General features: G+C 34.8%; 27 protein-coding genes. 11 read left to right on the top strand and 16 right to left on the bottom strand.

Annotated elements, in window-relative coordinates:
* Positions 1-113 precede the first annotated feature (113 nt).
* Genes fmt through AAT17_RS00825 form a run of 3 tightly spaced genes read right to left on the bottom strand, consistent with a single transcriptional unit; the run spans position 114 to position 3462 of the window.
* Positions 114-1073, bottom strand: a complete 960-nt coding sequence (gene fmt, locus AAT17_RS00835; protein ID WP_060522491.1) for a methionyl-tRNA formyltransferase — start codon at positions 1071-1073, stop codon at positions 114-116.
* Positions 1066-2934 (bottom strand): ATP-dependent DNA helicase RecQ, encoded by a 1869-nt coding sequence (locus AAT17_RS00830; RefSeq protein WP_060522490.1) that lies wholly within the window; start codon positions 2932-2934, stop codon positions 1066-1068. Before AAT17_RS00830 ends, fmt begins: the two co-directional genes overlap by 8 nt.
* Positions 2935-3462, bottom strand: coding sequence for an AAA family ATPase (locus AAT17_RS00825; protein WP_060522489.1), 528 nt, complete (start codon positions 3460-3462; stop codon positions 2935-2937).
* Between the two features lie 67 nt (positions 3463-3529).
* Here AAT17_RS00825 and AAT17_RS00820 point away from each other — a divergent pair, with 67 nt between their 5' ends.
* On the top strand, positions 3530-3820 hold the full coding sequence (locus tag AAT17_RS00820; protein ID WP_042280186.1) for a DUF493 family protein: 291 nt from the start codon (positions 3530-3532) through the stop codon (positions 3818-3820).
* A 56-nt stretch (positions 3821-3876) separates the two neighbouring features.
* Positions 3877-4536 (top strand): DUF4290 domain-containing protein, encoded by a 660-nt coding sequence (locus AAT17_RS00815; RefSeq protein ID WP_042280188.1) that lies wholly within the window; start codon positions 3877-3879, stop codon positions 4534-4536.
* Positions 4537-4595: 59 nt separating this feature from the next.
* Here the strand turns inward: AAT17_RS00815 and AAT17_RS00810 are convergent, their stop codons facing one another.
* The 5 genes from AAT17_RS00810 to rlmH form a co-directional block, all read right to left on the bottom strand.
* Positions 4596-5093 carry a hypothetical protein gene (locus tag AAT17_RS00810; RefSeq protein ID WP_060522488.1) on the bottom strand — a complete coding sequence of 166 codons (498 nt, stop codon included), beginning with the start codon at positions 5091-5093 and terminating at the stop codon, positions 4596-4598.
* Between the two features lie 6 nt (positions 5094-5099).
* A complete protein-coding gene (locus AAT17_RS00805) occupies positions 5100-5774 on the bottom strand; it encodes a hypothetical protein (RefSeq protein ID WP_157539187.1) in 675 nt (224 codons plus the stop codon).
* A gap of 55 nt (positions 5775-5829) precedes the next feature.
* Positions 5830-6228: a thiol-disulfide oxidoreductase DCC family protein gene (locus AAT17_RS00800; RefSeq protein WP_060522486.1), complete on the bottom strand. Its 399-nt coding sequence runs from the start codon at positions 6226-6228 to the stop codon at positions 5830-5832.
* Positions 6228-8390 carry a DNA mismatch repair protein MutS gene (locus AAT17_RS00795; RefSeq protein ID WP_060522485.1) on the bottom strand — a complete coding sequence of 721 codons (2163 nt, stop codon included), beginning with the start codon at positions 8388-8390 and terminating at the stop codon, positions 6228-6230. Before AAT17_RS00795 ends, AAT17_RS00800 begins: the two co-directional genes overlap by 1 nt.
* A gap of 63 nt (positions 8391-8453) precedes the next feature.
* The gene (gene rlmH, locus AAT17_RS00790; RefSeq protein ID WP_060522484.1) at positions 8454-8927 is read right to left on the bottom strand and encodes a 23S rRNA (pseudouridine(1915)-N(3))-methyltransferase RlmH; all 474 of its coding nucleotides are present in this window, start codon (positions 8925-8927) and stop codon (positions 8454-8456) included.
* Positions 8928-9003: 76 nt separating this feature from the next.
* Here rlmH and nadC point away from each other — a divergent pair, with 76 nt between their 5' ends.
* From nadC to AAT17_RS00770, 4 genes are all read left to right on the top strand, one after another.
* Positions 9004-9870, top strand: coding sequence for a carboxylating nicotinate-nucleotide diphosphorylase (gene nadC, locus AAT17_RS00785; RefSeq protein ID WP_060522483.1), 867 nt, complete (start codon positions 9004-9006; stop codon positions 9868-9870).
* A complete protein-coding gene (locus AAT17_RS00780; protein WP_042280198.1) occupies positions 9863-10795 on the top strand; it encodes a YihY/virulence factor BrkB family protein in 933 nt (310 codons plus the stop codon). Before nadC ends, AAT17_RS00780 begins: the two co-directional genes overlap by 8 nt.
* Positions 10796-10823: 28 nt before the next feature.
* A complete protein-coding gene (locus AAT17_RS00775) occupies positions 10824-11387 on the top strand; it encodes a chalcone isomerase family protein (protein WP_042280200.1) in 564 nt (187 codons plus the stop codon).
* A 71-nt stretch (positions 11388-11458) separates the two neighbouring features.
* Complete coding sequence (locus tag AAT17_RS00770) at positions 11459-11899, top strand: DUF2147 domain-containing protein (protein WP_042280202.1); 441 nt, start codon at positions 11459-11461, stop codon at positions 11897-11899.
* Here the strand turns inward: AAT17_RS00770 and AAT17_RS00765 are convergent.
* Entirely contained in the window at positions 11896-13176 is a 1281-nt protein-coding gene (locus AAT17_RS00765; protein WP_060522482.1) for a DUF2254 domain-containing protein, read from the bottom strand. The two genes, AAT17_RS00770 and AAT17_RS00765, sit on opposite strands and share 4 nt — an antisense overlap.
* Before the next feature lie 105 nt (positions 13177-13281).
* Here AAT17_RS00765 and AAT17_RS00760 point away from each other — a divergent pair, with 105 nt between their 5' ends.
* The 4 genes from AAT17_RS00760 to AAT17_RS00745 all read left to right on the top strand — a co-directional run bounded on the left by AAT17_RS00760 (position 13282) and on the right by AAT17_RS00745 (position 16562).
* Positions 13282-13692 carry a TerB family tellurite resistance protein gene (locus AAT17_RS00760; protein WP_060522481.1) on the top strand — a complete coding sequence of 137 codons (411 nt, stop codon included), beginning with the start codon at positions 13282-13284 and terminating at the stop codon, positions 13690-13692.
* A 113-nt stretch (positions 13693-13805) separates the two neighbouring features.
* Positions 13806-14234, top strand: a complete 429-nt coding sequence (locus AAT17_RS00755; protein WP_042280209.1) for an Hsp20/alpha crystallin family protein — start codon at positions 13806-13808, stop codon at positions 14232-14234.
* A gap of 132 nt (positions 14235-14366) precedes the next feature.
* Positions 14367-15464 (top strand): alkene reductase, encoded by a 1098-nt coding sequence (locus tag AAT17_RS00750; RefSeq protein ID WP_060522480.1) that lies wholly within the window; start codon positions 14367-14369, stop codon positions 15462-15464.
* 54 nt (positions 15465-15518) lie between these two features.
* Positions 15519-16562, top strand: coding sequence for an NAD(P)-dependent alcohol dehydrogenase (locus AAT17_RS00745; protein WP_060522479.1), 1044 nt, complete (start codon positions 15519-15521; stop codon positions 16560-16562).
* Here AAT17_RS00745 and AAT17_RS00740 read toward each other — a convergent pair.
* Together AAT17_RS00740 and AAT17_RS00735 are read right to left on the bottom strand one after the other, a co-directional pair.
* Positions 16555-17793 carry a M48 family metallopeptidase gene (locus AAT17_RS00740; protein ID WP_060522478.1) on the bottom strand — a complete coding sequence of 413 codons (1239 nt, stop codon included), beginning with the start codon at positions 17791-17793 and terminating at the stop codon, positions 16555-16557. The two genes, AAT17_RS00745 and AAT17_RS00740, sit on opposite strands and share 8 nt — an antisense overlap.
* A 2-nt stretch (positions 17794-17795) precedes the next feature.
* The gene (locus AAT17_RS00735; protein WP_060522477.1) at positions 17796-18608 is read right to left on the bottom strand and encodes an RNA methyltransferase; all 813 of its coding nucleotides are present in this window, start codon (positions 18606-18608) and stop codon (positions 17796-17798) included.
* A 143-nt stretch (positions 18609-18751) separates the two neighbouring features.
* Here AAT17_RS00735 and AAT17_RS00730 point away from each other — a divergent pair, with 143 nt between their 5' ends.
* On the top strand, positions 18752-19141 hold the full coding sequence (locus AAT17_RS00730) for an acyl-CoA thioesterase (protein ID WP_060522476.1): 390 nt from the start codon (positions 18752-18754) through the stop codon (positions 19139-19141).
* On the opposite strand, the gene AAT17_RS00725 is transcribed toward AAT17_RS00730, so the two are convergent.
* The 5 genes from AAT17_RS00725 to AAT17_RS00705 all read right to left on the bottom strand — a co-directional run bounded on the left by AAT17_RS00725 (position 19142) and on the right by AAT17_RS00705 (position 21807).
* The gene (locus AAT17_RS00725; RefSeq protein WP_060522475.1) at positions 19142-19717 is read right to left on the bottom strand and encodes a sugar O-acetyltransferase; all 576 of its coding nucleotides are present in this window, start codon (positions 19715-19717) and stop codon (positions 19142-19144) included. It lies immediately after the preceding gene.
* 16 nt (positions 19718-19733) lie between these two features.
* Positions 19734-20060, bottom strand: a complete 327-nt coding sequence (locus tag AAT17_RS00720; protein WP_042280218.1) for a multidrug efflux SMR transporter — start codon at positions 20058-20060, stop codon at positions 19734-19736.
* 83 nt (positions 20061-20143) lie between these two features.
* Positions 20144-20839: a hypothetical protein gene (locus tag AAT17_RS00715; RefSeq protein ID WP_157539185.1), complete on the bottom strand. Its 696-nt coding sequence runs from the start codon at positions 20837-20839 to the stop codon at positions 20144-20146.
* Between the two features lie 11 nt (positions 20840-20850).
* Positions 20851-21228: a nuclear transport factor 2 family protein gene (locus tag AAT17_RS00710; protein ID WP_060522473.1), complete on the bottom strand. Its 378-nt coding sequence runs from the start codon at positions 21226-21228 to the stop codon at positions 20851-20853.
* A gap of 339 nt (positions 21229-21567) precedes the next feature.
* The gene (locus AAT17_RS00705) at positions 21568-21807 is read right to left on the bottom strand and encodes a hypothetical protein (protein WP_216598163.1); all 240 of its coding nucleotides are present in this window, start codon (positions 21805-21807) and stop codon (positions 21568-21570) included.
* Between the last annotated feature and the right edge of the window lie 82 nt (positions 21808-21889).

The following is a 21889-nucleotide window of genomic DNA, read 5'->3' as shown; positions in this document are numbered from 1 at the left end:
AACAAATTTAGAGGTAATTCGCGTTCACACAAGTAATAGCTTGATTTTCTCATTATTTTGTTTATAAATATGAGGAATTGTTAATAAGTTATCGCAAAAAAACCTATTTCGTCTTAACCCTTATAGAATCTAGCATTGGGATGAAACTGATATCCATTTAATAAGTCTTTCACTTCCATCGCTTTTTTACCCGGTAATTGTAATCGATTTACCTCGATGAAATAATCTTTTGTAGCAATAAAGAGTTTTTTGTCCTTTAGTAACAGAGTTCCTGGTGGCACATGTTCTGATTTTTCTTCAGAAATTACCGCAGTATGAATTTTACATCGTAGCTCGTCGTCATTATTATAAAACAATGCCTTGGCTACAGGATATGGATATAATCCTCTTATTAAAGCGGTAACTTCAGCAGCAGATTTGGTAAAATCAATTAAGGTGTTCTCATTATTTAATTTAGGAGCAGCTTTTAACGAGCTAGAATTGGATTGAACTCTAGTACTAATGTTATTATTTGCTATATCATTTACCGTTTTAAGAGATAAATCTGCTCCCAAATTCATTAAACGACCATAAAGACTACCTACATTTTCATTCTCTTCAATCTGAGTTTCAACTTGATCGATTATAGCGCCTGTATCAATCTTATCATCTATAAAAAAAGTGGTCACTCCCGTTTTTTGCTCCTGATTAATAATAGCCCAATTAATAGGTGCGGCACCTCTATATTCAGGAAGCAAACTCGCGTGCAGGTTAAACGTACCCATTACAGGTAAGGACCATACCACCTTTGGCAACATTCTAAACGCCACAATCACTTGTAAATCTGGATTGATTTCTTGTAATTGTTCAACAAAATCGGGTGATTTTAAATTAGTAGGCTGCAAAACAGGTATATTATTATTTACCGCAAACTTTTTTACATCACTTTGTTGTAGTTTTCTACCACGTCCAGCAGGTTTGTCTGGTGCAGTAACTACTGCTTTTATATTATGATTCGATTCGTGTAATTTTTTAAGTACACCAGTTGCAAATTCTGGAGTACCGTAAAAAACGATATTTAATTTCTTACTCATTTATTTGAAATAAATTGTTCTGTACTTTTTTAAGTTTATTGTTCTCCATCAAGGATTTTACTGATGAAATCAAATTTTCCATTGTAATACCACTTGAAATGGAAACTTGTGATAGGGTAGTTGGGTGATTAAAAAAAGGCAACAAGTTACTCTCATTAATAATAACGCAGTTACTACAAGATCCACAATTTTCAGTATTCTTTTCTCCGAAATAGGAGAGTAACATTTTGTTTATACAAATCTCTGTATTAAATACTATTTTAACAAGAGCCTGTAGCTTTTCTGCTTTGTGGGAATTCTGTATCTCTAGTTCTCTTGAAATTCTATTAATCGCTCGATCATCATCCCTAGGTTCTAAAAAAGAGATAGAATTATCGGTGTTTATCAAAGTAACATCGGCTAGCTGTTGCTCGTGCATTTTTGATAGAGTTTGTATTACTTGAGCTTCAGTTGTATTACTTCTGTGAGCAATGAGCGGTATTTGAACACTTATATTTTGATTACTGCTTCCACCATAGGTGCGCAAAATAGCTTGGATGATTGCGTAATAGGAATCATTAGTTTGGGCAAACTGTCTTGTTTTTTCTGCGCTTTCGCGAAAGCGTACTAAACACTTTCTTTTAAACACAGGAGACAACTTTATAATTCCAAATCTATCTAAAGTATTAAGTGCTGTATGGGCAGGTAGTCCTAATAAGTCATAGGTTTTACAAAATTGAGAAAACGATAAGTAATGAGTGGTTTGATAACCTTCTCCAAAAGCAATATTTAAATAGTTATGTAAATGTTTGTAAATCTTTTTTAAGTAATGTTTATCGGGTTGAGAAGCCACAAATTGATGATGAGCATGATTGACATCATTACGATTAAATATGAAAATGGCATTTGAGGGTTTACCGTCACGTCCAGCACGGCCTGTTTCTTGATAATAACTTTCAATACTATCGGGAAATTGCAGGTGATACACTTGTCTTACATCTGGTTTATCTATACCCATTCCAAACGCGTTTGTGGCAACCATAACTTGAGAACTGTTATTCATCCATGATTGTGTGTGCTGTTCTCGTTGTTTGGGTGTAAGTCCACCGTGATAGTGAGTTGCAGTAATACCTCGTGCTTTAAGTTGATTAGCAAGTATAACAGTATTTTTTCTGCTGCGCATGTAGATTATACAGCTGCCAGTAAGCTCCTTTAAATATTCTATTAATACACTAAGCTTGTTCTCAGTTTGAACAAATTGATACTTAATGTTATGGCGTTTAAAACTACTTTTTATAACTACAGGATCCTTTAATTCCAGGTTTATGGCAATATCCTGCTGAACCTGAGCAGTAGCAGTTGCTGTAAGTGCCACCATAGGTGCTGCTATTCCCAATTCACGTAAAATTTTAATACCTCGATAAGCTGGTCTAAAATCATGTCCCCATTCACTGATGCAATGTGCCTCGTCAACTGCTATTAGGTTTATGGGCATTTTTTGAAGTCTTTGTTGAACAAGGTCTTGTTGTAAACGCTCTGGACTGAGATATAAAAATTTATAATTACCATATATACAATTATCCAGCCGTTCATCCAGTTCTTGATGGCTTATACCACTTGTAATTTCTATTACTTTAATTTGTCTAGATCTTAAAGATTGTACTTGATCTTTAATTAAAGCAACAAGTGGAGATATTACAATAGTAATACCATTCATTGTCAATCCAGGAACCTGGTAACAAACTGATTTACCACCACCAGTAGGTAAGAGTGCTATGGTGTCATTACCTTTTAAGATATTCGATATAACTTCTTCCTGATTACCTTTAAAGCAATCATAGCCAAAAGTGTTTTTTAATATCTCGCGAGCGTAATCTATCATTTAAATACGTTCCAAAAGGTATTTTAATCTTTGGTCAACCGGTAAATGAGGAACTTCTATAAGTTCATAATTCAAGTTATTGTAATACGTTGTCAAAATTTGAGCTATGGTTACAGCCTGTTCATAGGTTTCATAGCGCTCCTCATCGGTTTGATAAATATCTTTCCAAGGCGGTAAAAAAAACACCTTATCATATCGATAATCCTCACAAGCCTGTTCGTATCGTTGTGGAATTTCTTCATCCTTATATACATGATAGGCTGGGATATCAGGAATACCTCGATCATAAAAGTTAATTCCCTTTTGCGCTTGTTGGAATTGTTGGATACGTCCTTCTAACAAAGCATCGCTAAATGCAAACGGTTCTACAAGAAATAGTTGATCTATGCCGCGTTCTCTAGCTTGAGCTGTAACTTGTCTAGAAATTTCAGGATGAATAATATGTCCAGATTCCTCTATAGCTTGAATTAAGGTAGTTTTACCAGTTCCTGGACCACCAATTAATAGAATTCGCTTAATTTCATTCATAGGTTACAAAATAACTAAATCTAACGCTACGTATAGCCGATCTCTTGAATTATATTTGCACAACTTTATGGCAACACACAAAAACTCAGACGAATTTTACAAAAAATTGAAGGAGCAGTTAGCAGATACGTCTAGCTGGCCTAGTAAATACATGTATAAATTTATAGTTCCATCAGATCAAAGTAAAATTGATCAAATAGAGAACATTTTTGATGGTACTGGTGCGGTGATTAACACAAAAGCCTCTTCAAAAGGCACTTACACAAGCTTGTCTATAGTGGTAAATATGCCTAGTCCAGATGCTGTCATTGCAAAATATAAGGAAGTAGGAAAAGTGGAAGGCGTGATAAGTTTGTAATTCAAAGTTATTGCTTACATTGCACCTTACTTCACAGAATTTAAATCAAGACTATTTTGATATCTTCATTAGAATACAACACTGAGCGTAACAAGCTTAATATTCCAGAATATGGAAGACATATTCAAAAACTAGTTGAACACTGTAAATCATTACCCTCAAAAGAAGAGCGTAATAAAATGGCACATGCAATAATTGGTGTAATGGGTAACTTAAATCCACACTTAAGAGACGTACCAGATTTTCAACATAAACTATGGGATCAATTATTCATCATTGCAGACTTTGATCTAGATGTTGAATCACCATACCCTATACCAGATAAGGAAGAGCTAGAGGCACGTCCTGAAAGGATGTCATATCCACAAAAACGACCAAAATATCGTTTCTATGGGAATAACATTCAAAATATGATTGATGTTGCCGTAAGTTGGGAAAAAGGAGAAAAACGTGAAGCCTTGACCTTCATTATTGCCAATCATATGAAAAAGTCTTTTCTTAATTGGAATAAAGACAGTGTAGATGATTCAGTAATATTTGGTCACCTTTTTGAAATGAGCGACGGAGCCATAAACCTAGCTGCAAAAGATGAAGATTTACTAGAGTCTAAATCTCTTATTTACCGTAATACCAATTCTAATAGAAGTCGTAATAACAATCATAGACGTAATAACGGTAAAAAGAATAATCGTAATAACCAGCGACGACGTAGATAAGCAATTATTAAGATATATAGTTTATAAAGAAGCTCTAATAACTAGATTATTAGAGCTTTTTACTTTAACAATTCTTGTGCTTGTTGTTTCCAGTTATCTCTTTTAATCCTACCAGGAAAAAAAGCTATAAGTTCAGTTATTTCCTTCTCTTGATCATCAGACATAGATGCGAGTTGTTCAAACTGGAAAATACCGATGCTGTTTAATTTATTCTCTATGGCTGGACCTATACCCGTGATTTTCTTTAAGTCATCAGCATTTTGAGCGTTTCCTTTCCCCAGTGGGAAATCTTGAAAATTAGTAGTGTCATCAGTACTCAATCTAGGGTCAATCAATTCTCCAGTTCTATCCCTAGTTTGCCTAGCTCTTATTTGTCCTGGTTGTATGAAATCCGTTAACTCTTCCGTATCTAGCATATTAGATTGATCAAACTTTTTACTGGAAGATTTTTTAGGTGGCTCTTTGATGGAAGAGGCACTACGTCCAATAAGGTATGCGCCTAGTAGCATTAGAAATAAAACTAATACCACTATAAACTCATTTTGAAAAATTTCCATTGTATCCTATTTTGAACTAATAATCAATTTAATACCACTAGCTGCCACGCCGTTTTCAAATGGAATAGAAGCAACATGAGGACGAACAAGTATGTTATCACGAGGTATTCCTGTACTTCTTAATAGTCTGGCAATGTAATTACCTCGATTTTCAGCAGCGTTTGTCACCTCATTTTCATCTTGATAACTGTGAATGGTAACAATATAAGTCGGGTACTTTTCTAGTAGTTCTTTTACGGTTACACCGTAGCGACTACAATTAAACGGTAATCTTATCTTAGCTTGATTGTAATACATTTTGACTTGTGAACCACAATCAAATGCTACAGAATCATCTGGATTAATAATTTTAAAGTCAATATCGTAATCTAAATTTCTTTCCTTGTTAATCACTTCATTTCTAACTCCTGATACCGTATTATCAATAGAAACGTCTTCTTTCTTTGTTGTTGAAATACTATCGGAAACTTTAATGGAATTATCTATTAAACTATCGGTTTGTAATATTTCTGTATTTGAAGTTTCTGTAAAACTTCTTTGTTGCTCAAGTTGAAGATTTCTAGTAGACGTATCTTCTTTATTATCAACAAATTTTGTGGTTGTGTAGATATAATAAAATAAGGTACAGCACACAGCGCTATACAGCAAGAAGAGTAGGGGATTTTTAAAAGATTTGTTCACAGGAACTAAATATTTGTTAAATATAGTAACTGTTTTTAAACTCTTTTGGTTTTTGCTATAAAAACTTAGCTTTAAGTTCTGGTGTTGGAATCATGCAACTTTCTTTTTTACCGAACCATTGATATCGATTTGAGGCAATCCAGTCATAAACTGCGTTGGATATAAATCTAGGAACGATTCTTAGAATAGCGAGTGCTGGCCACAGTCCAGATAATTCTTGAGCAATGCGTAGTGCTGCTCCCGCTTTCGCGAAAGCGTTATTATCATCAACCAAAATGATAGAATCGGTTTTTTCTGGATCTATTTGATGTTTTCTCAATAACTTTTCTCCTATCTCACTTTGTAAGGCCGCAAATCTAAAAACATCTTTTTTATCGCGCTTTATAATAAAGACAACAGCACCATTACACAGGTTGCAAACACCATCAAATAAAATGATTTTCTTGTCTTGCATTATTTTACCTTCTCTAATTTTTCTAGGTCTACTTGAGTAGTGAACAATCCATAATTCACGATAGCTTTACCTTTTTCAATACTATCAATCGTACCTACAGATTTTGAATCGAGTAGCCTTACTTTGTCGTTAAGTTTAAGTTCCACCTTAGGTTGTGGTGGTGTCACATTGTTTACTCGTTCTTTTACTTTTTGACTTCTTATTTTTTGAACCTTTTGAATAACTTCATTTTCAATCTGTTTATCTCTAGATTTTTGAGTTTTGTTTGCTGGTTTTTTCTTTTGAGCAGGGCGATGTTTTACATTTTCTGTAATCACCAGTTTCATAAGTTCTTCCTGCAGTTTCTTTTTCTTTTTATCTTTATTAAAAGTTGCAGCAAGTTGATCAAATTTTTTACCTAATTGAATAAAACGCTGGTAATTATCATACAACTCTTGAAAGTCCTGAAGTTTTTGCTGTACTCTTTCTTGAGTAACTTCTAGTTTATTAGCCTTTTTGGTAGCTTCGATCTCTTTGTCCCTTAAATTCTCATTATTACGTCTTAAATGAGAACGTTCTTTTTGTAGGGCTGCAATGGACTTATCAAAGCGTATTTTACCTCGTTCGACTTTCTTTTTAGCCTTATTAATTAAGCTATAAGGAATACCATTCTTTTGCGCCACTTCAAATGTGAACGAGCTGCCTGCTTCACCCATTTGCAGTTGATAAACAGGTTGCAAGGATCGAGAGTCAAACAACATATTGGCATTGTTCATTTCTGGAACCTCATTTGCCAGCATTTTTAGATTAGTATAGTGTGTTGTAATAATTCCATAGGAAGAACGGCTGTGTAATTCTTCTAACATACTTTCAGCTAGTGCTCCTCCTAACTCTGGATCTGATCCTGTTCCAAATTCATCTATGAGGAATAAGGTGTTTTCATCGGCTGTTTTTAGAAAACCACGCATGTTCTTAAGTCGATAACTGTAAGTACTCAAGTGGTTGTCTATACTTTGATTATCTCCTATATCAGAAAGTATTTTCTTGAATAGGCAAACTCTGCTTTTTTCATGAACGGGTATCAACATTCCTGTTTGAATCATTACTTGTAATAATCCTACTGTTTTTAATGTGATGGATTTACCACCGGCATTAGGTCCAGAAATTACTATGATACGATTATCCTTATCTAATTTTATAGTTTGTGGATAGGTCTTTTCGCCACGAGCCTGATTTGCAACCAACAATAAAGGGTGGTAGGCATCAACCAGTTCTAACTCACGATGATTGACCATCATGGGTAAAATGCCTTGTATTTTTTGGGCATATCTTGCCTTACCACTTATAATATCAGTATGAATTAAATAATCTCTATAGGTTTCAAAATCTGGGATAAAAGGCCTTAAGAAGTCGGTAAGTTCTTTAAGAATACGTTTAATTTCGTCCTTTTCCTCTATCTCGAGCTCTGCAAGTTGTCTACTTAAGTTCAATACACGTTCTGGTTCAATATAGGCAATACTACCCGTTTTAGAACTACCCATTACTTTACCTTTTACCTTACGACGGTACATAGCTCTAACTGCTAGAACCCTGCGGTTTTCCATAACGGTTTCCTTAATATCATCTAGATATCCTAGCTGACCATAATGGGCTAGCGCTTGTCCAAAACTTCCATTCAATTGTCCACGCACGGCATTCATAGAACGTCTAATGTTCCTCAAATCTGGTGACGCATCATCTTTAATTTCACCATATTTATCAATAACATCATCCACACGAGCAGGAATCATTTCGTTATAGGGTATACCTTCTAATCGTTCACTTAAAGTCGGGAAATGCTCTACCGTTTTTCTAAAAAACTTATGATGCTCATTAATCGTTTTGGGTAACGAGGCTAGTTTGCGTACACCTTCTTTCTCTAGCGTACTGTTTTCTATACCTAGAAGTTGTAATTCTCGTTCAATAGGATCAAATCCATGATTTGGAATTTGATATTCACTAGAGTAGGACGCCACATACTCATTCGTGTGGTTTAAAGCAGTAAGTACTGCATTTTTATTTACATGTGGTTTTTGAAGTAAGGCTTGTTCCTTACCGTCATCGGTCACACAATTTGCTGCCAGCTGTTTTAAAACTGACGGAAATTCTAAATCTTCTAGTGTTTTCTGTGATATCTTACTCATAAATCCTTAGACAAAAATACGCTGCTCGCCATACTTAAGTCGGGATTTTTGATAAAATTATCATTACTCGTGATGGTAGGGCTCATTACGTAGAATGGTAAACGCTCGATAAATTTGTTCTACAGCAAATAATCGTACCATTTGATGTGAAAAGGTCATGGCGCTCAAGGATAATTTAGATTGACCTCGTTCATACACTTCTTGAGAAAAACCATAGGGACCACCTATGACAAAGATCAAACGTTTTAATCCAGAAACACTACGTTTATTTATTAATTGAGCAAACTGACTACTGGAATAGCTTTTTCCTTTTTCATCCAATAAGGTGACAAAATCGCTTTTGTCAATCTTATTCAATATCAACTTTCCTTCTTCATTTTTTTGGTGTTCGATACTCATATTTTTTGTGTTTTTGAGATCTGGTATAACTTCCATTTCAAAATTCACATAGTGTTGTAGGCGTTTTTGATACACGTCTATCAAATCTGCAATACGGTTATCATCGGTTTTACCAACGGCAAGGAGCGTAATTTTCATAGTGCAAAAGTAAGGAGGTAGCTTCATATTCGTCACAATGTTTCTAAAACCGTATTTTTGAACTTTAAACCATATTATGAATTATAATAGTCAGGAATTTCAAGACGAACTCACACGTATTATTACCAATGCTTTGCGTGAGGATGTAGGTGATGGTGATCACTCAAGTCTATCCTGTATTCCCAGTACTGCAACTGGCAAGGCTCGTTTACTCGTAAAGGATAATGGTGTAATTGCTGGTCTCGCTTTCGCGAAAGCGGTATTTCAACAAGTAGATCCCGATTTAAAAGTAGAATTTTTAATGAAAGACGGTGATACAGTTAAGTATGGTGATGAAGCATTCTATGTATCAGGTTCATCACAGTCTATTCTAAAGGCCGAGAGACTAGTGCTTAACGCCATGCAAAGAATGAGTGCCATCGCTACAAAAACCAGAAAATTTGTAGATGTTCTCAAGGGAACAAATACCAAAATACTGGATACTAGGAAAACCACTCCTGGAATAAGAGCTCTTGAAAAATGGGCAGTTGATATAGGTGGTGGCGTTAATCATAGATTTGGTCTTTATGACATGATCATGTTAAAGGATAATCATATTGATTTTGCTGGTGGAGTAGTAGAAGCTATTGAAAAAACTAAACAATACCTGAAAGATATTCAGAAGGATCTTAAGATTATTGTTGAAGCCAGAAGTTTAGAAGAAATTGAAAAAATCTTAAGTGTTGATGGTGTATATCGTATTTTAATTGATAATTTTAATTACGAAAACACTAAAAAGGCTGTAGCCCTTATAGGCGACAAATGTTTAACTGAGAGTAGTGGTGGAATAACCCTTGATACTGCAAAAAACTATGCAGATTGTGGAGTCGATTTTATCTCTAGTGGTTCACTTACTCACAGCGTCTATAATATGGATTTGAGCCTGAAAGCAATGCATGAGTAAAAAGGTTAAAATAGTTCAACGCTTTCCCTTTTTAAAGAAACTGATTGATAAGGCAGATTCTATACATCTTCCTGGTTTTGAAGGAATGACTGCGTGGGATTTATGGGAAACCTATGCCGAAGGAATAACAAATGGAGCTTTTAGCGCACGTGCTAGTTCTATTAGTTATAGTTTTTTTATGGCCATTTTTCCTTTTGTACTATTTATCCTAAACCTGATACCCTTTGTACCTATTAATAATTTTCAAGAGGACGTAATTAGATTTTTGAATGATTTATTGCCTTATCAAGCAGCTGGTGCTTTTGATGGGATTTTTACCGAAATCGCTTTAAAAGAAAATACAGGCTTATTGACGATAGCTTTTTTCTCTTCTTTAATTTTTATGACAAACGGTGTAAATGCCATTTTTGATGGATTTGAGCGCAGTTATCATTCGGTTTTGAATCGAGGTTTCTTTAGGCAATATGCAGTGTCATTACTGGTTTCCATCATGCTTGTGTTGTTTTTATTTGTAGGTGTTGTTTTAACCATCGCAGTGGAATATTTTTTAAGTGAACTACAAGCTAGGGAATACGTATCAGAAAGTAGCAGTAGCGTGTGGTTACAACTTATTAGATATGCTACCTTAATATTCATGCTGTATGTTTTTATAGCAACTTTATACTATGCTGGTACTAAAACTGGTAGACAAACCAGGTTCTTTTCAATAGGCGCAACGGTAACTACAGTTTTGATTCTCGCGGCCTCTTATTTATATGGTATCTATCTAGAAAACTTTGCTACCTACAACGAAATTTATGGTTCGATAGGAGCTATAATTATTTTAATGGTTTATATCTGGCTGAATTCCAATCTATTACTGGTTGGTTTTGAATTAAATGCATCTCTAAGATCGTTAAAGGCACGGAATTTGAATAACACTTAGTATATTGTAACACATTAAACAACATACAATGAAAAAATACATTTTTATTTTAGCTGCGGCTTTCATGACCTTTACTGCTCAAGCACAACAAACTGTAGAAGGAGTTGAAGTAGAAGGTTCTCTTTCTAAGTACGGTAAGGAACTTACCTTAAACGGTGCTGGTTTAAGAGAAAAAGTGTTTATCGACCTTTATGTAGGTGGACTTTATGTAACTGAAAAAAGCGATGACGGTGAGGCACTTACAAGTTCTGATCAATCTATGGCAATCACATTAGATATCGTGAGTAAATTAGTAACTCAAGATAATATGATAAGTTCTATAGAAGAAGGTTTTGAGAACAGTTGTTCTAGTAAGGAATACAAAGCCCTTTCAGGTAAAATTGAAAAATTTATCGCTCTCTTTAATGAAGAAATCGTAAAAGGTGATGAGTTTGTATTGTTTTACATTCCAGGTGAAGGAACTAAAGTTTCAAAAAATGGTAAAGAGCTAGGCACCATTCCAGGATTAGACTTTAAAAAAGGACTTTTTGGAATTTGGTTAGGTGATTATCCAGCAGATGAAGAGTTAAAAGAAGGTTTATTAGGATTGTAATCCATCAACCTTATTGTATATTCCAGCTGTCTCTATTTGAGACAGCTTTTTTTATTTAAAAAATTAAAACTATGAAATACGCATTTGTACTGTTGTTATCACTAACGAGCTTTTTCAATGTCTTGCAAGTAAGTGCTCAAGAAAAAGATATTACTGGAACTTGGAAAACGATAGACGATAAAACAGGAATCGTCAAATCCCATGTAGAAATCTATAAAAAAGGTAATAAGTATTATGGCAAAGTAGTAAAGATTCTTGATCCAGATGCTCCTGCTAAACCATTGTGTGAGAATTGTGATGGTGACTTAAAAGATGCGCCTATCATTGGATTAGAGATATTAAAGAATTTTGAAAAGGAGGATGATGAATATGAAGATGGTACAATCCTAGATCCAGAAAATGGAAAAACCTATAAAGCAAAACTTTGGCTAGATGAAGAGGATGAGAACAAACTAAATGTACGTGGTTACATTTTATTCTTATATAGGACTCAAACTTGGGAAAGACTCTAGGAGGCAATTTTCTCATATAAATTCTGGAGCTTTTCAAGATCGCCTGTATTCTCTATATGTTCTTTACAGTCGTGCATGAGAAGCTCTGCTTGCTTATGAATACTCTTATAATAATCTTCCTTAGAAGCTGGATTTTGAAGCAATTGTTCATACATGGACATCATTTTCAAGGAAACTATTACATCATTTCTAGAATAAGTACGCAACGCTGCACAAGTAGTATAAATAAGCTCTTCAAAAGAAACCGTTTTTAATTCAATTAACTCCTTGTCGTCTTCAATTAATAATTCTAGATCTGGTTTATTCATTCTTACACAAAAAAGCTGTGTAAGATAATTGATTGCATTAATAGCAGTTCCTGGATCATTAATTCCAGGAGACATAGCTTTTACCGCAATTTCTGTAATCTGCTTAAAACCTAAAACATAATTGTCACTTACCAATTCAGGTTCTCTAAATAAAAAATACTCCTGAATCTCGTCTGTAACTTTTTCGTCTATTTCTTTATTAATTTTAAACAAGGGACTATTAGCGAGTAGGTAAGTACCTTTTATCTGTAAAAGCTTAATCTTGATATCTTGCTCTTTAGCTATCTTTTTGAGACCCGAAATACTAATATTTTGCAGCGTACCGCTTTTTTTTGCTTTAAATGTGATCCAATCATCGGTGTTTGAAAATGAACCATCCTTGTAATTGGAATCGATTACTTTATTCAAACGTTTTAATGCTTTTGAAAACACATTTTTCAAAATGTTATTTATCTGAATATTGAATGAAATATTATGAATAAAAAATACGAATGCCGCAAGCGAAATAATAGCTGCTGTTAGGCCTAGTAAAACACTTAAAATAGGAATAGTCTGATTTTGTGTAGGTTCATCAATCCCAATTAAAGTAATAATATTGTATAGTATGCTTCCTAAAAAAGCTCCTAGTATCAATTGATGCTTTCTATTAGAGATCAAACTAGGTAATACACGCGGAGAATAATTTGCCGCAGCCTGACTGAGTAATAGCATCACCATGTTAAAGGTGAAAACTAGCATACTTATTCCACCAGCTATTAAGGTAGTAAGTAAATTACGAGCTGTATCAACATCAGTTATTTCTAATCCAGGAAACCATTCTATCAATTGTTTAGAAGCGTCTACCGTTTCAATATATTTCATAAAGAAAGCCAGGAAAATAGCCAGTATAGAATAAAAGGTAGGATAGAAAGCTATACTACCGGTCAAAATATTATAAAACGAATTAACCTTGGTAAATAATTTTTTCATGTGATTATAAATGTAGGTCGGTTTTAGGTTAAGCTAGGTTAATGGTATGCTAATGCATATTATATTTCACAAATAATTAATACCTTGCTACCACACAAAGAAATTATGGGCGATTCTACAACACTTAAAAAAGACTTACTTAACCAACTCATCTTGATGGCTCATCGAGACGGAAAATTAGATAGTAAAGAAATCTCTTTTGTCCTTAATGTAGGGAAAAGGCTAGGGTTTGAAGAAGTTGATGTTGTAGATATGATTAAAAATCCATCTGCTCAAATTGAAAAACCTCCTAAAGATTTTACACAACGCATTGTACATTTTCATCGTCTTATGATCATGATGTATATTGATGGTCACGTCGATGATAAAGAATTACAATTTCTATATGAACTAGGTCTTACTTATGGCTTTAGAAAGTCGACGATTGACACCTTACTTAGAATGATGGAACGCTATCCAAATGGTGACATTCCTGCTAGCGAACTCATAGAAATACACTCAAGAGACTATAATTAGTGTCATAATGGCATTTTAAAATAGTCTAAAACTGTCTTTTTGTCTTGTTTTTCATTTGGTATTCAATTTGCCTAGTACAGGTCAAATAAGTTGAATAAATAAAAAATTGAAATATGACACTTACAAAAAGAACTAACAACTGGTTACCATCTTTAATTGATGAAATGTTTAATCAAGATTTTAATGGTGGTAGTATTATTACTGACAAGCCATTCATTCCTGCTGTTAATGTAATTGAAGCAGATAATGCTTTCTCACTAGAAATGAGTATTCCTGGATTTAAAAAGGAAGACGTAAACATTGAAATTGATCAGGATGTCTTGACTATTCAATCGGAAGTTGAAACTTCAAAAGAAGAAAAAACAGAACAATTCACTCGTAAAGAATTTTCTAAAAAATCTTTTAAGCGCAGTTTTAATTTACCAGAAACAGTAAATCAAGATCGCATTGAGGCTAACTATGAAAACGGTATTCTTACTATAAGTTTACCTAAAAAAGAGGAAGCCTTACCACAGCCTAAAAGAATGATTACTTTAAAGTAATCAATTCAAGAGATGAAGCTTAAAGCCAGCAATATTGCTGGCTTTTTTTTTAACATAGAACTAGCATCAGTTTAACGTCTAGTTGGGTGAACCTAGAATACACGCCAACTATCTTTAACCTAAAACAAGAATATGAGTAGTAGTGATATACTTTATAGCAAAATAACCAGCGAACAAGACTTTAAAAATAGAATAGTGATGGCACCAATGACTCGTAGTCGTGCTACCGAGGATCACATTCCTACACCTATAATGGCTGCCTATTATGGTGAAAGAGCATCTGCAGGTTTATTGATTACTGAAGGAACATCTCCATCTCCTAATGGAGTAGGCTATGCAAGAATACCTGGAATTTATAACGATCAACAAATTGATGCATGGCGTGCCGTGACAAAGGCAGTGCATGCAAATGGAGGAAAGATATTTTTGCAAATCATGCACACAGGACGTGTGTCTCATCCTGATAACATGCCTAATAATGCTAAAATTGTAGCACCTAGTGCTATCGCTCCAGAAAACACAAAAATGTGGGTAGATGGCAAGGGCGAGTTAGAAATACCGGTACCTAATGAAATGTCGTCAAGCGATATAGAACAAGTAATTGAAGAGTTTGTTCAAGCTGCTCAAAATGCTATCGCTGCCGATTTTGACGGTGTAGAAATTCACGGAGCAAATGGTTATTTACTAGAACAGTTTTTTAATCCAGCCTCTAATAAACGGGAAGATGAGTACGGCGGTAGTGTTGAAAACCGAAGTAAGGTAATTCTTGAAATTGCCAAAAGAACCGTAGCTGCTATAGGAGCAGATCGTGTAGGAGTGCGTTTAAGTCCTAATGGGGTCATGAATGATGTAGGTCCTTGGGAATCTCAAAAACAAGACTTTGAATACCTGGTATCACAATTCAATTCTTTGAATCTACTTTACCTTCATTTACTCGATCATCAGGCAATGGGAGCAAATCCTCTACCTGAAGATATACGTACAAGCCTGCAATCTAAATTTGATGGAATCAATATTCTTTGTGGTGGATACGACAAGTCAACCGCCATTAAGGATCTTACTAATGAAAAAGCCGATATGATTGCCTTTGGACGTCCATTTGTTGCAAATCCCGATTTAGTGGAAAGATTTAAACAGGATGCCGATTTGAATGAGGTGGATCAGGATACTCTTTATACTCCAGGGAAAGAAGGTTATCTAGATTATCCTAAATTGGAGCCTATATCCTAATTATTGATTTTATTTTTGCGCTTTCGCGAAAGCGTAAACCCTTTAAACATTTTTATGAAAGTACAAGCATATGGTGCTCAAGCATCAGATAAAGATTTAGAACCTTTAACTATAGAACGACGTGAATTACTTAGTAATGACGTTAAAATTAAAATCATTTATTGTGGTGTATGCCACAGCGATATTCACGCTAAAAATAACGACTGGGGTAACGCAAAATATCCTATCGTCCCTGGCCATGAGATCATAGGAAGAGTAGAAGAAGTAGGAGCTGAAGTAAGTAAATACAAAGCAGGTGATCTAGTAGGAGTAGGCTGTATGGTAGATAGTTGTCAAGAATGTTCTCAATGTAATGATGATATGGAACATTTTTGTGAAAACGGTAGCACCAGTACCTACAATAGTAAGGATAAACACTTGGGTGGACACACCTTTGGTGGTTACTCTACTCACATTGTCGTAAGAGAGGAATTTGTATTGAGTGTTTCAGAGAAATTGGATACTAAAGCAGTGGCACCACTACTTTGTGCTGGAATTACAACTTATTCTCCTTTGCGTCATTGGAATGTAAAGAAAGGAGATAAAGTAGGTGTTGTAGGATTAGGTGGATTAGGACACATGGGAATTAAGTTTGCTCATGCTCTAGGCGCCGAGACCTATATGATTACCACTTCACCAGAAAAAGCACAAGATGCAAAACGATTAGGTGCCGATGGTGTTATTATATCAAAGGACGATGAGGACATGAAAAAACATTTTGTAACCTTTGATTTTATTCTAAACACTATTCCCGTAGGTCACGATTTAAATCCATACTTACAACTGCTTAAACCAGACGGAACAGTATGTTTAGTAGGTGCCATAGAACCGCTAGAACCTTTTCACGGTGGTAACCTTATTTTAAGACGTAAACGTATTGTAGGTAGCTTAATAGGAGGAATTGCAGAGACTCAAGAAATGCTTGATTTCTGTGCAGAACACAATATTACTAGCGATGTAGAAATGATTGATATCAATGAAATAAATACTGCTTTTGAACGCGTTCAAAAAAATGATGTCAAATATCGTTTTGTTATTGATATGGCATCACTTAATTAATCTTTTGCATGGCAGTAATACGCTGCAGCAGGCTAGGATGTGAATATTGAAACCACACTACAGCCGGATGCGGTGTTAAATTACTTAAACTAGTTTTAGTAAGCGTCTTTAATCCTGTGATTAAAGGCGCTGCTTTATAAGTGCGCACTGCATAAGCATCGGCTTGATATTCAAATTTGCGCGATAGGATGTTCATAAAAATGCTTGTAACCATAGATATAGGTGAATACAGCAAGAAAAAGGCTACTAGTCCTATATGAAATGATGAATTTGAAACACCTAATGCTTGTGCCATCAAATCGCTGTCCACCACAAGGGAAAATAAGTATAGAGTAAATCCTGTGGTAAGCGTACCAGCTAGTAGGTTGTATAGAATATGCTTTTTCTTATAGTGACCAACCTCGTGTGCTAGAACAGCCACTATTTCTTCTTCGGTTAATTGATCAATTAACGTATCGTATAAGGTCACCCGTTTTTCACTTCCAAAACCACTGAAATAAGCATTGGCCTTGGTACTTCTTTTGCTACCATCAATCACAAAGATTTTAGTAAGTTCAAAACCTACTTGGTTGGCATATTCAGATATTTTATCTCTTAAACTACCTTGTTCCAAAGGTGCCTGTTTATTGAATATAGGAACGATCAATCGGGCGTAAAACATATTAAGTAATATACTCACGATAAAAATGACGATCCACGCGTGCCACCAAAAATTAGAATCTGCCCAATTGTAAATAAGAATAAGAACCGTAAGTAATCCACCACCCAAAATTAGTGTCATAAACCAGCCTTTTATCTTATCCAGAAAAAATAGTTTTTTTGTGGTTTTATTAAAGCCATATTTTTCTTCAATAACAAAAGTACTGTAATAGGATAGAGGAGTAGTAAGTAAATCACTGGCCATAAACAACACGCCAAAAAATAACAAACTAACCACGGTTTCATTATTGGTAATACTACGACACCATTGATCTACAAGGGCAAATCCATCTAGAAATATAAATACCAAAATACCAACAATAGAAATGAAACTATTTAACGTACCAAATTTGAAACGCTCCTTTTTATAAGCTTGTGACTTCTCGTATTCCTCTTGTTTATAAACATCAGACAGGACTGCTGGTATAGGTTTTGAATACCAAGTATAATTAAGAAAGGACAAAACCTCATTCAGTAAAAAGTCAAATACTAGAATACCGATTATGCAATAAAATAAAACTGTTGGAGTCATGATTAAAAATCTCTTTGACGTTTTGCTTCAAATAATAAAATGGCAGCACTTACTGATACGTTCATACTATCAATCTCGCCACTCATAGGAATGATGATGTTTGCCTTGGCTGCATCTCTCATTTCGTCTGTAAGTCCAGTAGCTTCAGTTCCTACAGCAATAGCGCTGGAATTCTTAAAACTGGCTGTATGATATGGAATACTAGTTTGTAAAGTAGCAGCGTATAGGTCAATCTCTTTCATTCTTAAAAATTCACAAATCTCACTAGTACTAGCACTTGCAATAGGTACAGTGAGCGCACAACCTACACTAGATCGTATAACGTTGGGATTATACAGGTCACATTTAGGATCTGCTAGTAGAACAGCATCAACCGCAGCGGCATCTGCTGTGCGCAGTAAAGCGCCTAAGTTTCCTGGTTTTTCAATAGATTGAGCAACAAGGACAAGGGCATTATTTGGTAAGTTAAGATCAGTAAGCTGTAATGTTTTCGCTTTCGCGAAAGCGATACAACCTTCAGTACCGCTGCGATAAGCTAGCTTTTCATAAACCTCAATACTTACGCTTATTATTTCCACATCCTTACTCACGCCAAGTTGAGCCTGTACAAATTCCTTGGAAACTTGTTCTTGCTGGTTAAATATTTCAGGACACACCAATAGAGTTTGTAGCTGATAACCACCTTTAATGGCAAGTGTGATTTCACGAGCGCCTTCTATAAGAAACAGCTGTTCCTTTTTACGTGCTTTGCTTTTACGCTGCAGCTGTTCTGCCTGACGTATCAACGCGTTGTGTGGACTAGTAATGTGCTTCATAAAAGTAGAATGTATGCAAAAATAAGAGATTGTAACTGGCTGTGTGACTACTCAAACGTTTAAGCATAAACTTTTGTCAACAACCGCATGTATTCAAAACCCGTGCAAGTGGTTTTATGTACCTTTACTACAAATTAAAGCATATGAATTTTCACACTCGTAAATGGATTAAACCAGAAGATTTAAACCCTAACGGAACCTTATTTGGTGGTAGATTACTAGAATGGATTGATGAAGAGGCTGCTCTCTATGCAATTATTCAGCTGGAAAATCAAAAGGTAGTCACTAAGTTTATGAGTGAAATTAATTTTACGGCGAGTGCTCAACCAGGTGATATCATTGAGATAGGTCTAGAGGTTAACAAATTTGGTCGTACTTCTATAGATCTTAAATGTGAGGTACGTAATAAAATGACTAGGGAAACCATTATTACAATTGAAAATATTGTTCTAGTGAATTTAGGTGAAGACGGTTCACCAAAACCTCATGGAAAAACCAAAATTGAATACGTTAAGGATCGTTTAAAAGTTTAATTACTCCAATTTTTTAATAATCTTACAAGGATTTCCCATAGCTAGTACATTACTGGGAATATCCTTATTGACTACACTACCGGCGCCTATGGTAACGTTATCACCTATAGTAACACCAGGAAAAATAACGCTATTACCACCTATCCATACATTATTACCAATTACGACAGGTTTGGTAGTGGTGATGTAAGTACTATTTGTACCGTTTGATTTTATACGATCAGATGCTTTAAGAGGATGTGTAGCTGTATAAATTTGAACATAAGGTGCTATTAAACCATTATCACCTATTTGAATGCGATTATCATCTAGAAACATACAATTGGTATTCACAAAGGTATTTTTACCGATAGAAATGTTTTCGCCATAATCACAGTAAAATGGAGATTCAATCCAAACACCAGGACTTTTGTTTCCTAGTAACTCGTTGAGTAATTCAGCCTTTTCTTCGATCAAACGAGGATTTAATGTATTGATTTTACTAAGTAATTCACGAGCCTTAAAATATCGTTCTAATAATTCAGGATCCCGCGAGTTATAAGGTAATCCCGCTAGCATTTTTTCTTTTTCTGTCATAGCCTTGAGCTGTTTTTTAATGAGACACTATTTTCAACCCTACAATTGATGCAATTAAGGTGGTCATAAATAGCAGTCGTAAAAAGGTTACAGGTTCTTTAAAAACAAATATTCCCACTAGCACAGTTCCCACTGCACCTATACCAGTCCAAACGGCATAGGCAGTACCTATGGGCAAACTTTGAGTTGCCTTAATAAGCAACCCCATGCTTACACATAATGCCACTAGAAAACCAGCGTACCACATATACATTAAGGTTCCAGATGATTCTTTGGCTTTACCTAAACAAAATGCAAAGGCCACTTCAAATAATCCTGCAATGATTAAAATTATCCATTTCATTTATTAAAAATACGATAGATTCCGAACAGGTTGTAGATTAAAGTAATCAAAAAATGAGAAGGATCATAAAAGAAGATACGGAACTAATAATATTCATAGGATCTAGTTACCGTGTGTTGCAAACCATCCTTTGAATCAAAATATTCTCGCTTTAAAAAATTGCCGAATTCATCAATTCCAGATTCCGTTACTTTGGATTTTTTAAAGGGTAAACGTGTACTGTCATTACTTACCTTCATTTCTACAAGTTGATTGTCTCGATAAGAAAAAACTACTTTGGAGTACAAGCTATTATTCATATCGTTCCATTTTTTCCCAGTAGTAGTAGAGGAAAGGATTTTGTAATCCTTATCCCAAGTATGAATTGTCTTTAGCTCATACTTAGTTGTAATAGATTTAGTGTAAATGTGTAATGTACTATCATTGACTAGTACTTCTTTTTTGATTTTAGAAACTTGTCCGTCATCAACGGAGATAGTTTTAGAGTTTCGCTCCGTGTTACTAACCTTTTCAAAGAAGGTTATTTCACCTAGTGCTAGAGAATCTTGCTCTACATACCTGTGGTTATAATGATCAATGTGAGTAATAAAACCTTCTTCATTAAAGTGGTAAGTATCTTCAAAAGAAGTACTTGTAGCATGATTTAAAGAATGTTCAGTATAACTTTTAATAGGACCACTTAAATTATTACGTTTCAAGTCATTAGGAAAATTAAAAACGGAGGTTTTTAGAGAAGCTATTACTAAGCATATACAACAAAATACAAGATCCAATTTCATAGTTCAACCAATTAATACATCGTATTTGAATGGGCCAATTGATCTGGTATTTGTTGGATAGCATCCCAGTGTTCACAAATCTTACCATCCATATCAAACCGGAAAAAATCCATAGTCACGTACTCATCATTTCCAGGCCATACTTGATGCGTATGTAAGGCAACCAGATCATGCTGACCTATACAACGTACAAATTCAATAGTTTTATTAGGATACTCTTGTTGCATTCTTTCAAAATATTCAATAAAACCTTGGGTACCATCAACCACATGTGGATTGTGCTGTATGTAAGTATCGCCTACATAAAGTTCCACAGCTTTACTCGGATTCCCTAGATAAGCCATTTTATAAAAAGCGATAGCGTTTTCTTTATTTTTCTCAATATCCATAGTAGTAATTAAATCTAAAGATAAGCAAAGTAAAACACCTAGCATCTGGCAATTGTATCTGCCTAACTCCACATCTAAATGAAAAAGTAGGAGCGAAGTGATGTTCTATATCGCTATTGCGAAAGCGTAATACAAAACAATAACGCCTGCTGATAATAACCAATTACAGAAGAAAAAACTGTTGGATAACACGGTTCTAAGTTAGCCACGGGCATTTCTTATTTCAGGCTTTCAATTTTGATGGTTTTATATCTTACCTATTTATGAACCACGTTAATCTTCAACCACAAGTCGATCTGTAGAGCAAGGTAGCTCCTGTTATGTCTCGATTTTACTTAGTTAAGTCTCTTTTTTTCCACAAGCAACGCATAATTTAGCTTTTGATGTTTTATATGGTTTTCCATAGTTTTCGCAATCTGGACCAAACATAGCAATAGCATGATGCATAATTGCATTAGGTTCAGTTTCTCCAAAACTGGTTAAATCATTATAATAATCTAACAACTCTTTAAAACGTTCTTGCCTGCCTTCTCTCAGGATTTTGAAGTCTTTTGCATATAATTTGGAAGTCTTCTTCATTTAACATGGAAATTTCCATTTTGCATCTCCAACAGTATTTAATTTCCATGAACTGTACAAGTAATTTAAATAATCGTATTTC

The sequence above is a fragment of the Nonlabens sp. MIC269 genome, from assembly GCF_001430865.1.
GTDB lineage: Bacteria > Bacteroidota > Bacteroidia > Flavobacteriales > Flavobacteriaceae > Nonlabens > Nonlabens tegetincola.
Note: the sequence above shows the minus strand (reverse complement) of the source record. Positions and strands in the feature narration are given on the sequence as shown.

What these genes read in the sequence shown, in the direction of transcription:
- fmt (WP_060522491.1), bottom strand. Translation starts at nt 1,073, where the DNA reads ATGAGTAAGAAATTAAATATCGTTTTTTACGGTACTCCAGAATTTGCA.
- AAT17_RS00830 (WP_060522490.1), bottom strand. Translation starts at nt 2,934, where the DNA reads ATGATAGATTACGCTCGCGAGATATTAAAAAACACTTTTGGCTATGAT.
- AAT17_RS00825 (WP_060522489.1), bottom strand. Translation starts at nt 3,462, where the DNA reads ATGAATGAAATTAAGCGAATTCTATTAATTGGTGGTCCAGGAACTGGT.
- AAT17_RS00820 (WP_042280186.1), top strand. Translation starts at nt 3,530, where the DNA reads ATGGCAACACACAAAAACTCAGACGAATTTTACAAAAAATTGAAGGAG.
- AAT17_RS00810 (WP_060522488.1), bottom strand. Translation starts at nt 5,093, where the DNA reads ATGGAAATTTTTCAAAATGAGTTTATAGTGGTATTAGTTTTATTTCTA.
- AAT17_RS00800 (WP_060522486.1), bottom strand. Translation starts at nt 6,228, where the DNA reads ATGCAAGACAAGAAAATCATTTTATTTGATGGTGTTTGCAACCTGTGT.
- AAT17_RS00795 (WP_060522485.1), bottom strand. Translation starts at nt 8,390, where the DNA reads ATGAGTAAGATATCACAGAAAACACTAGAAGATTTAGAATTTCCGTCA.
- rlmH (WP_060522484.1), bottom strand. Translation starts at nt 8,927, where the DNA reads ATGAAAATTACGCTCCTTGCCGTTGGTAAAACCGATGATAACCGTATT.
- nadC (WP_060522483.1), top strand. Translation starts at nt 9,004, where the DNA reads ATGAATTATAATAGTCAGGAATTTCAAGACGAACTCACACGTATTATT.
- AAT17_RS00780 (WP_042280198.1), top strand. Translation starts at nt 9,863, where the DNA reads ATGAGTAAAAAGGTTAAAATAGTTCAACGCTTTCCCTTTTTAAAGAAA.
- AAT17_RS00775 (WP_042280200.1), top strand. Translation starts at nt 10,824, where the DNA reads ATGAAAAAATACATTTTTATTTTAGCTGCGGCTTTCATGACCTTTACT.
- AAT17_RS00770 (WP_042280202.1), top strand. Translation starts at nt 11,459, where the DNA reads ATGAAATACGCATTTGTACTGTTGTTATCACTAACGAGCTTTTTCAAT.
- AAT17_RS00765 (WP_060522482.1), bottom strand. Translation starts at nt 13,176, where the DNA reads ATGAAAAAATTATTTACCAAGGTTAATTCGTTTTATAATATTTTGACC.
- AAT17_RS00760 (WP_060522481.1), top strand. Translation starts at nt 13,282, where the DNA reads ATGGGCGATTCTACAACACTTAAAAAAGACTTACTTAACCAACTCATC.
- AAT17_RS00755 (WP_042280209.1), top strand. Translation starts at nt 13,806, where the DNA reads ATGACACTTACAAAAAGAACTAACAACTGGTTACCATCTTTAATTGAT.
- AAT17_RS00750 (WP_060522480.1), top strand. Translation starts at nt 14,367, where the DNA reads ATGAGTAGTAGTGATATACTTTATAGCAAAATAACCAGCGAACAAGAC.
- AAT17_RS00745 (WP_060522479.1), top strand. Translation starts at nt 15,519, where the DNA reads ATGAAAGTACAAGCATATGGTGCTCAAGCATCAGATAAAGATTTAGAA.
- AAT17_RS00740 (WP_060522478.1), bottom strand. Translation starts at nt 17,793, where the DNA reads ATGACTCCAACAGTTTTATTTTATTGCATAATCGGTATTCTAGTATTT.
- AAT17_RS00735 (WP_060522477.1), bottom strand. Translation starts at nt 18,608, where the DNA reads ATGAAGCACATTACTAGTCCACACAACGCGTTGATACGTCAGGCAGAA.
- AAT17_RS00730 (WP_060522476.1), top strand. Translation starts at nt 18,752, where the DNA reads ATGAATTTTCACACTCGTAAATGGATTAAACCAGAAGATTTAAACCCT.
- AAT17_RS00725 (WP_060522475.1), bottom strand. Translation starts at nt 19,717, where the DNA reads ATGACAGAAAAAGAAAAAATGCTAGCGGGATTACCTTATAACTCGCGG.
- AAT17_RS00720 (WP_042280218.1), bottom strand. Translation starts at nt 20,060, where the DNA reads ATGAAATGGATAATTTTAATCATTGCAGGATTATTTGAAGTGGCCTTT.
- AAT17_RS00715 (WP_157539185.1), bottom strand. Translation starts at nt 20,839, where the DNA reads ATGAAATTGGATCTTGTATTTTGTTGTATATGCTTAGTAATAGCTTCT.
- AAT17_RS00710 (WP_060522473.1), bottom strand. Translation starts at nt 21,228, where the DNA reads ATGGATATTGAGAAAAATAAAGAAAACGCTATCGCTTTTTATAAAATG.
- AAT17_RS00705 (WP_216598163.1), bottom strand. Translation starts at nt 21,807, where the DNA reads ATGAAGAAGACTTCCAAATTATATGCAAAAGACTTCAAAATCCTGAGA.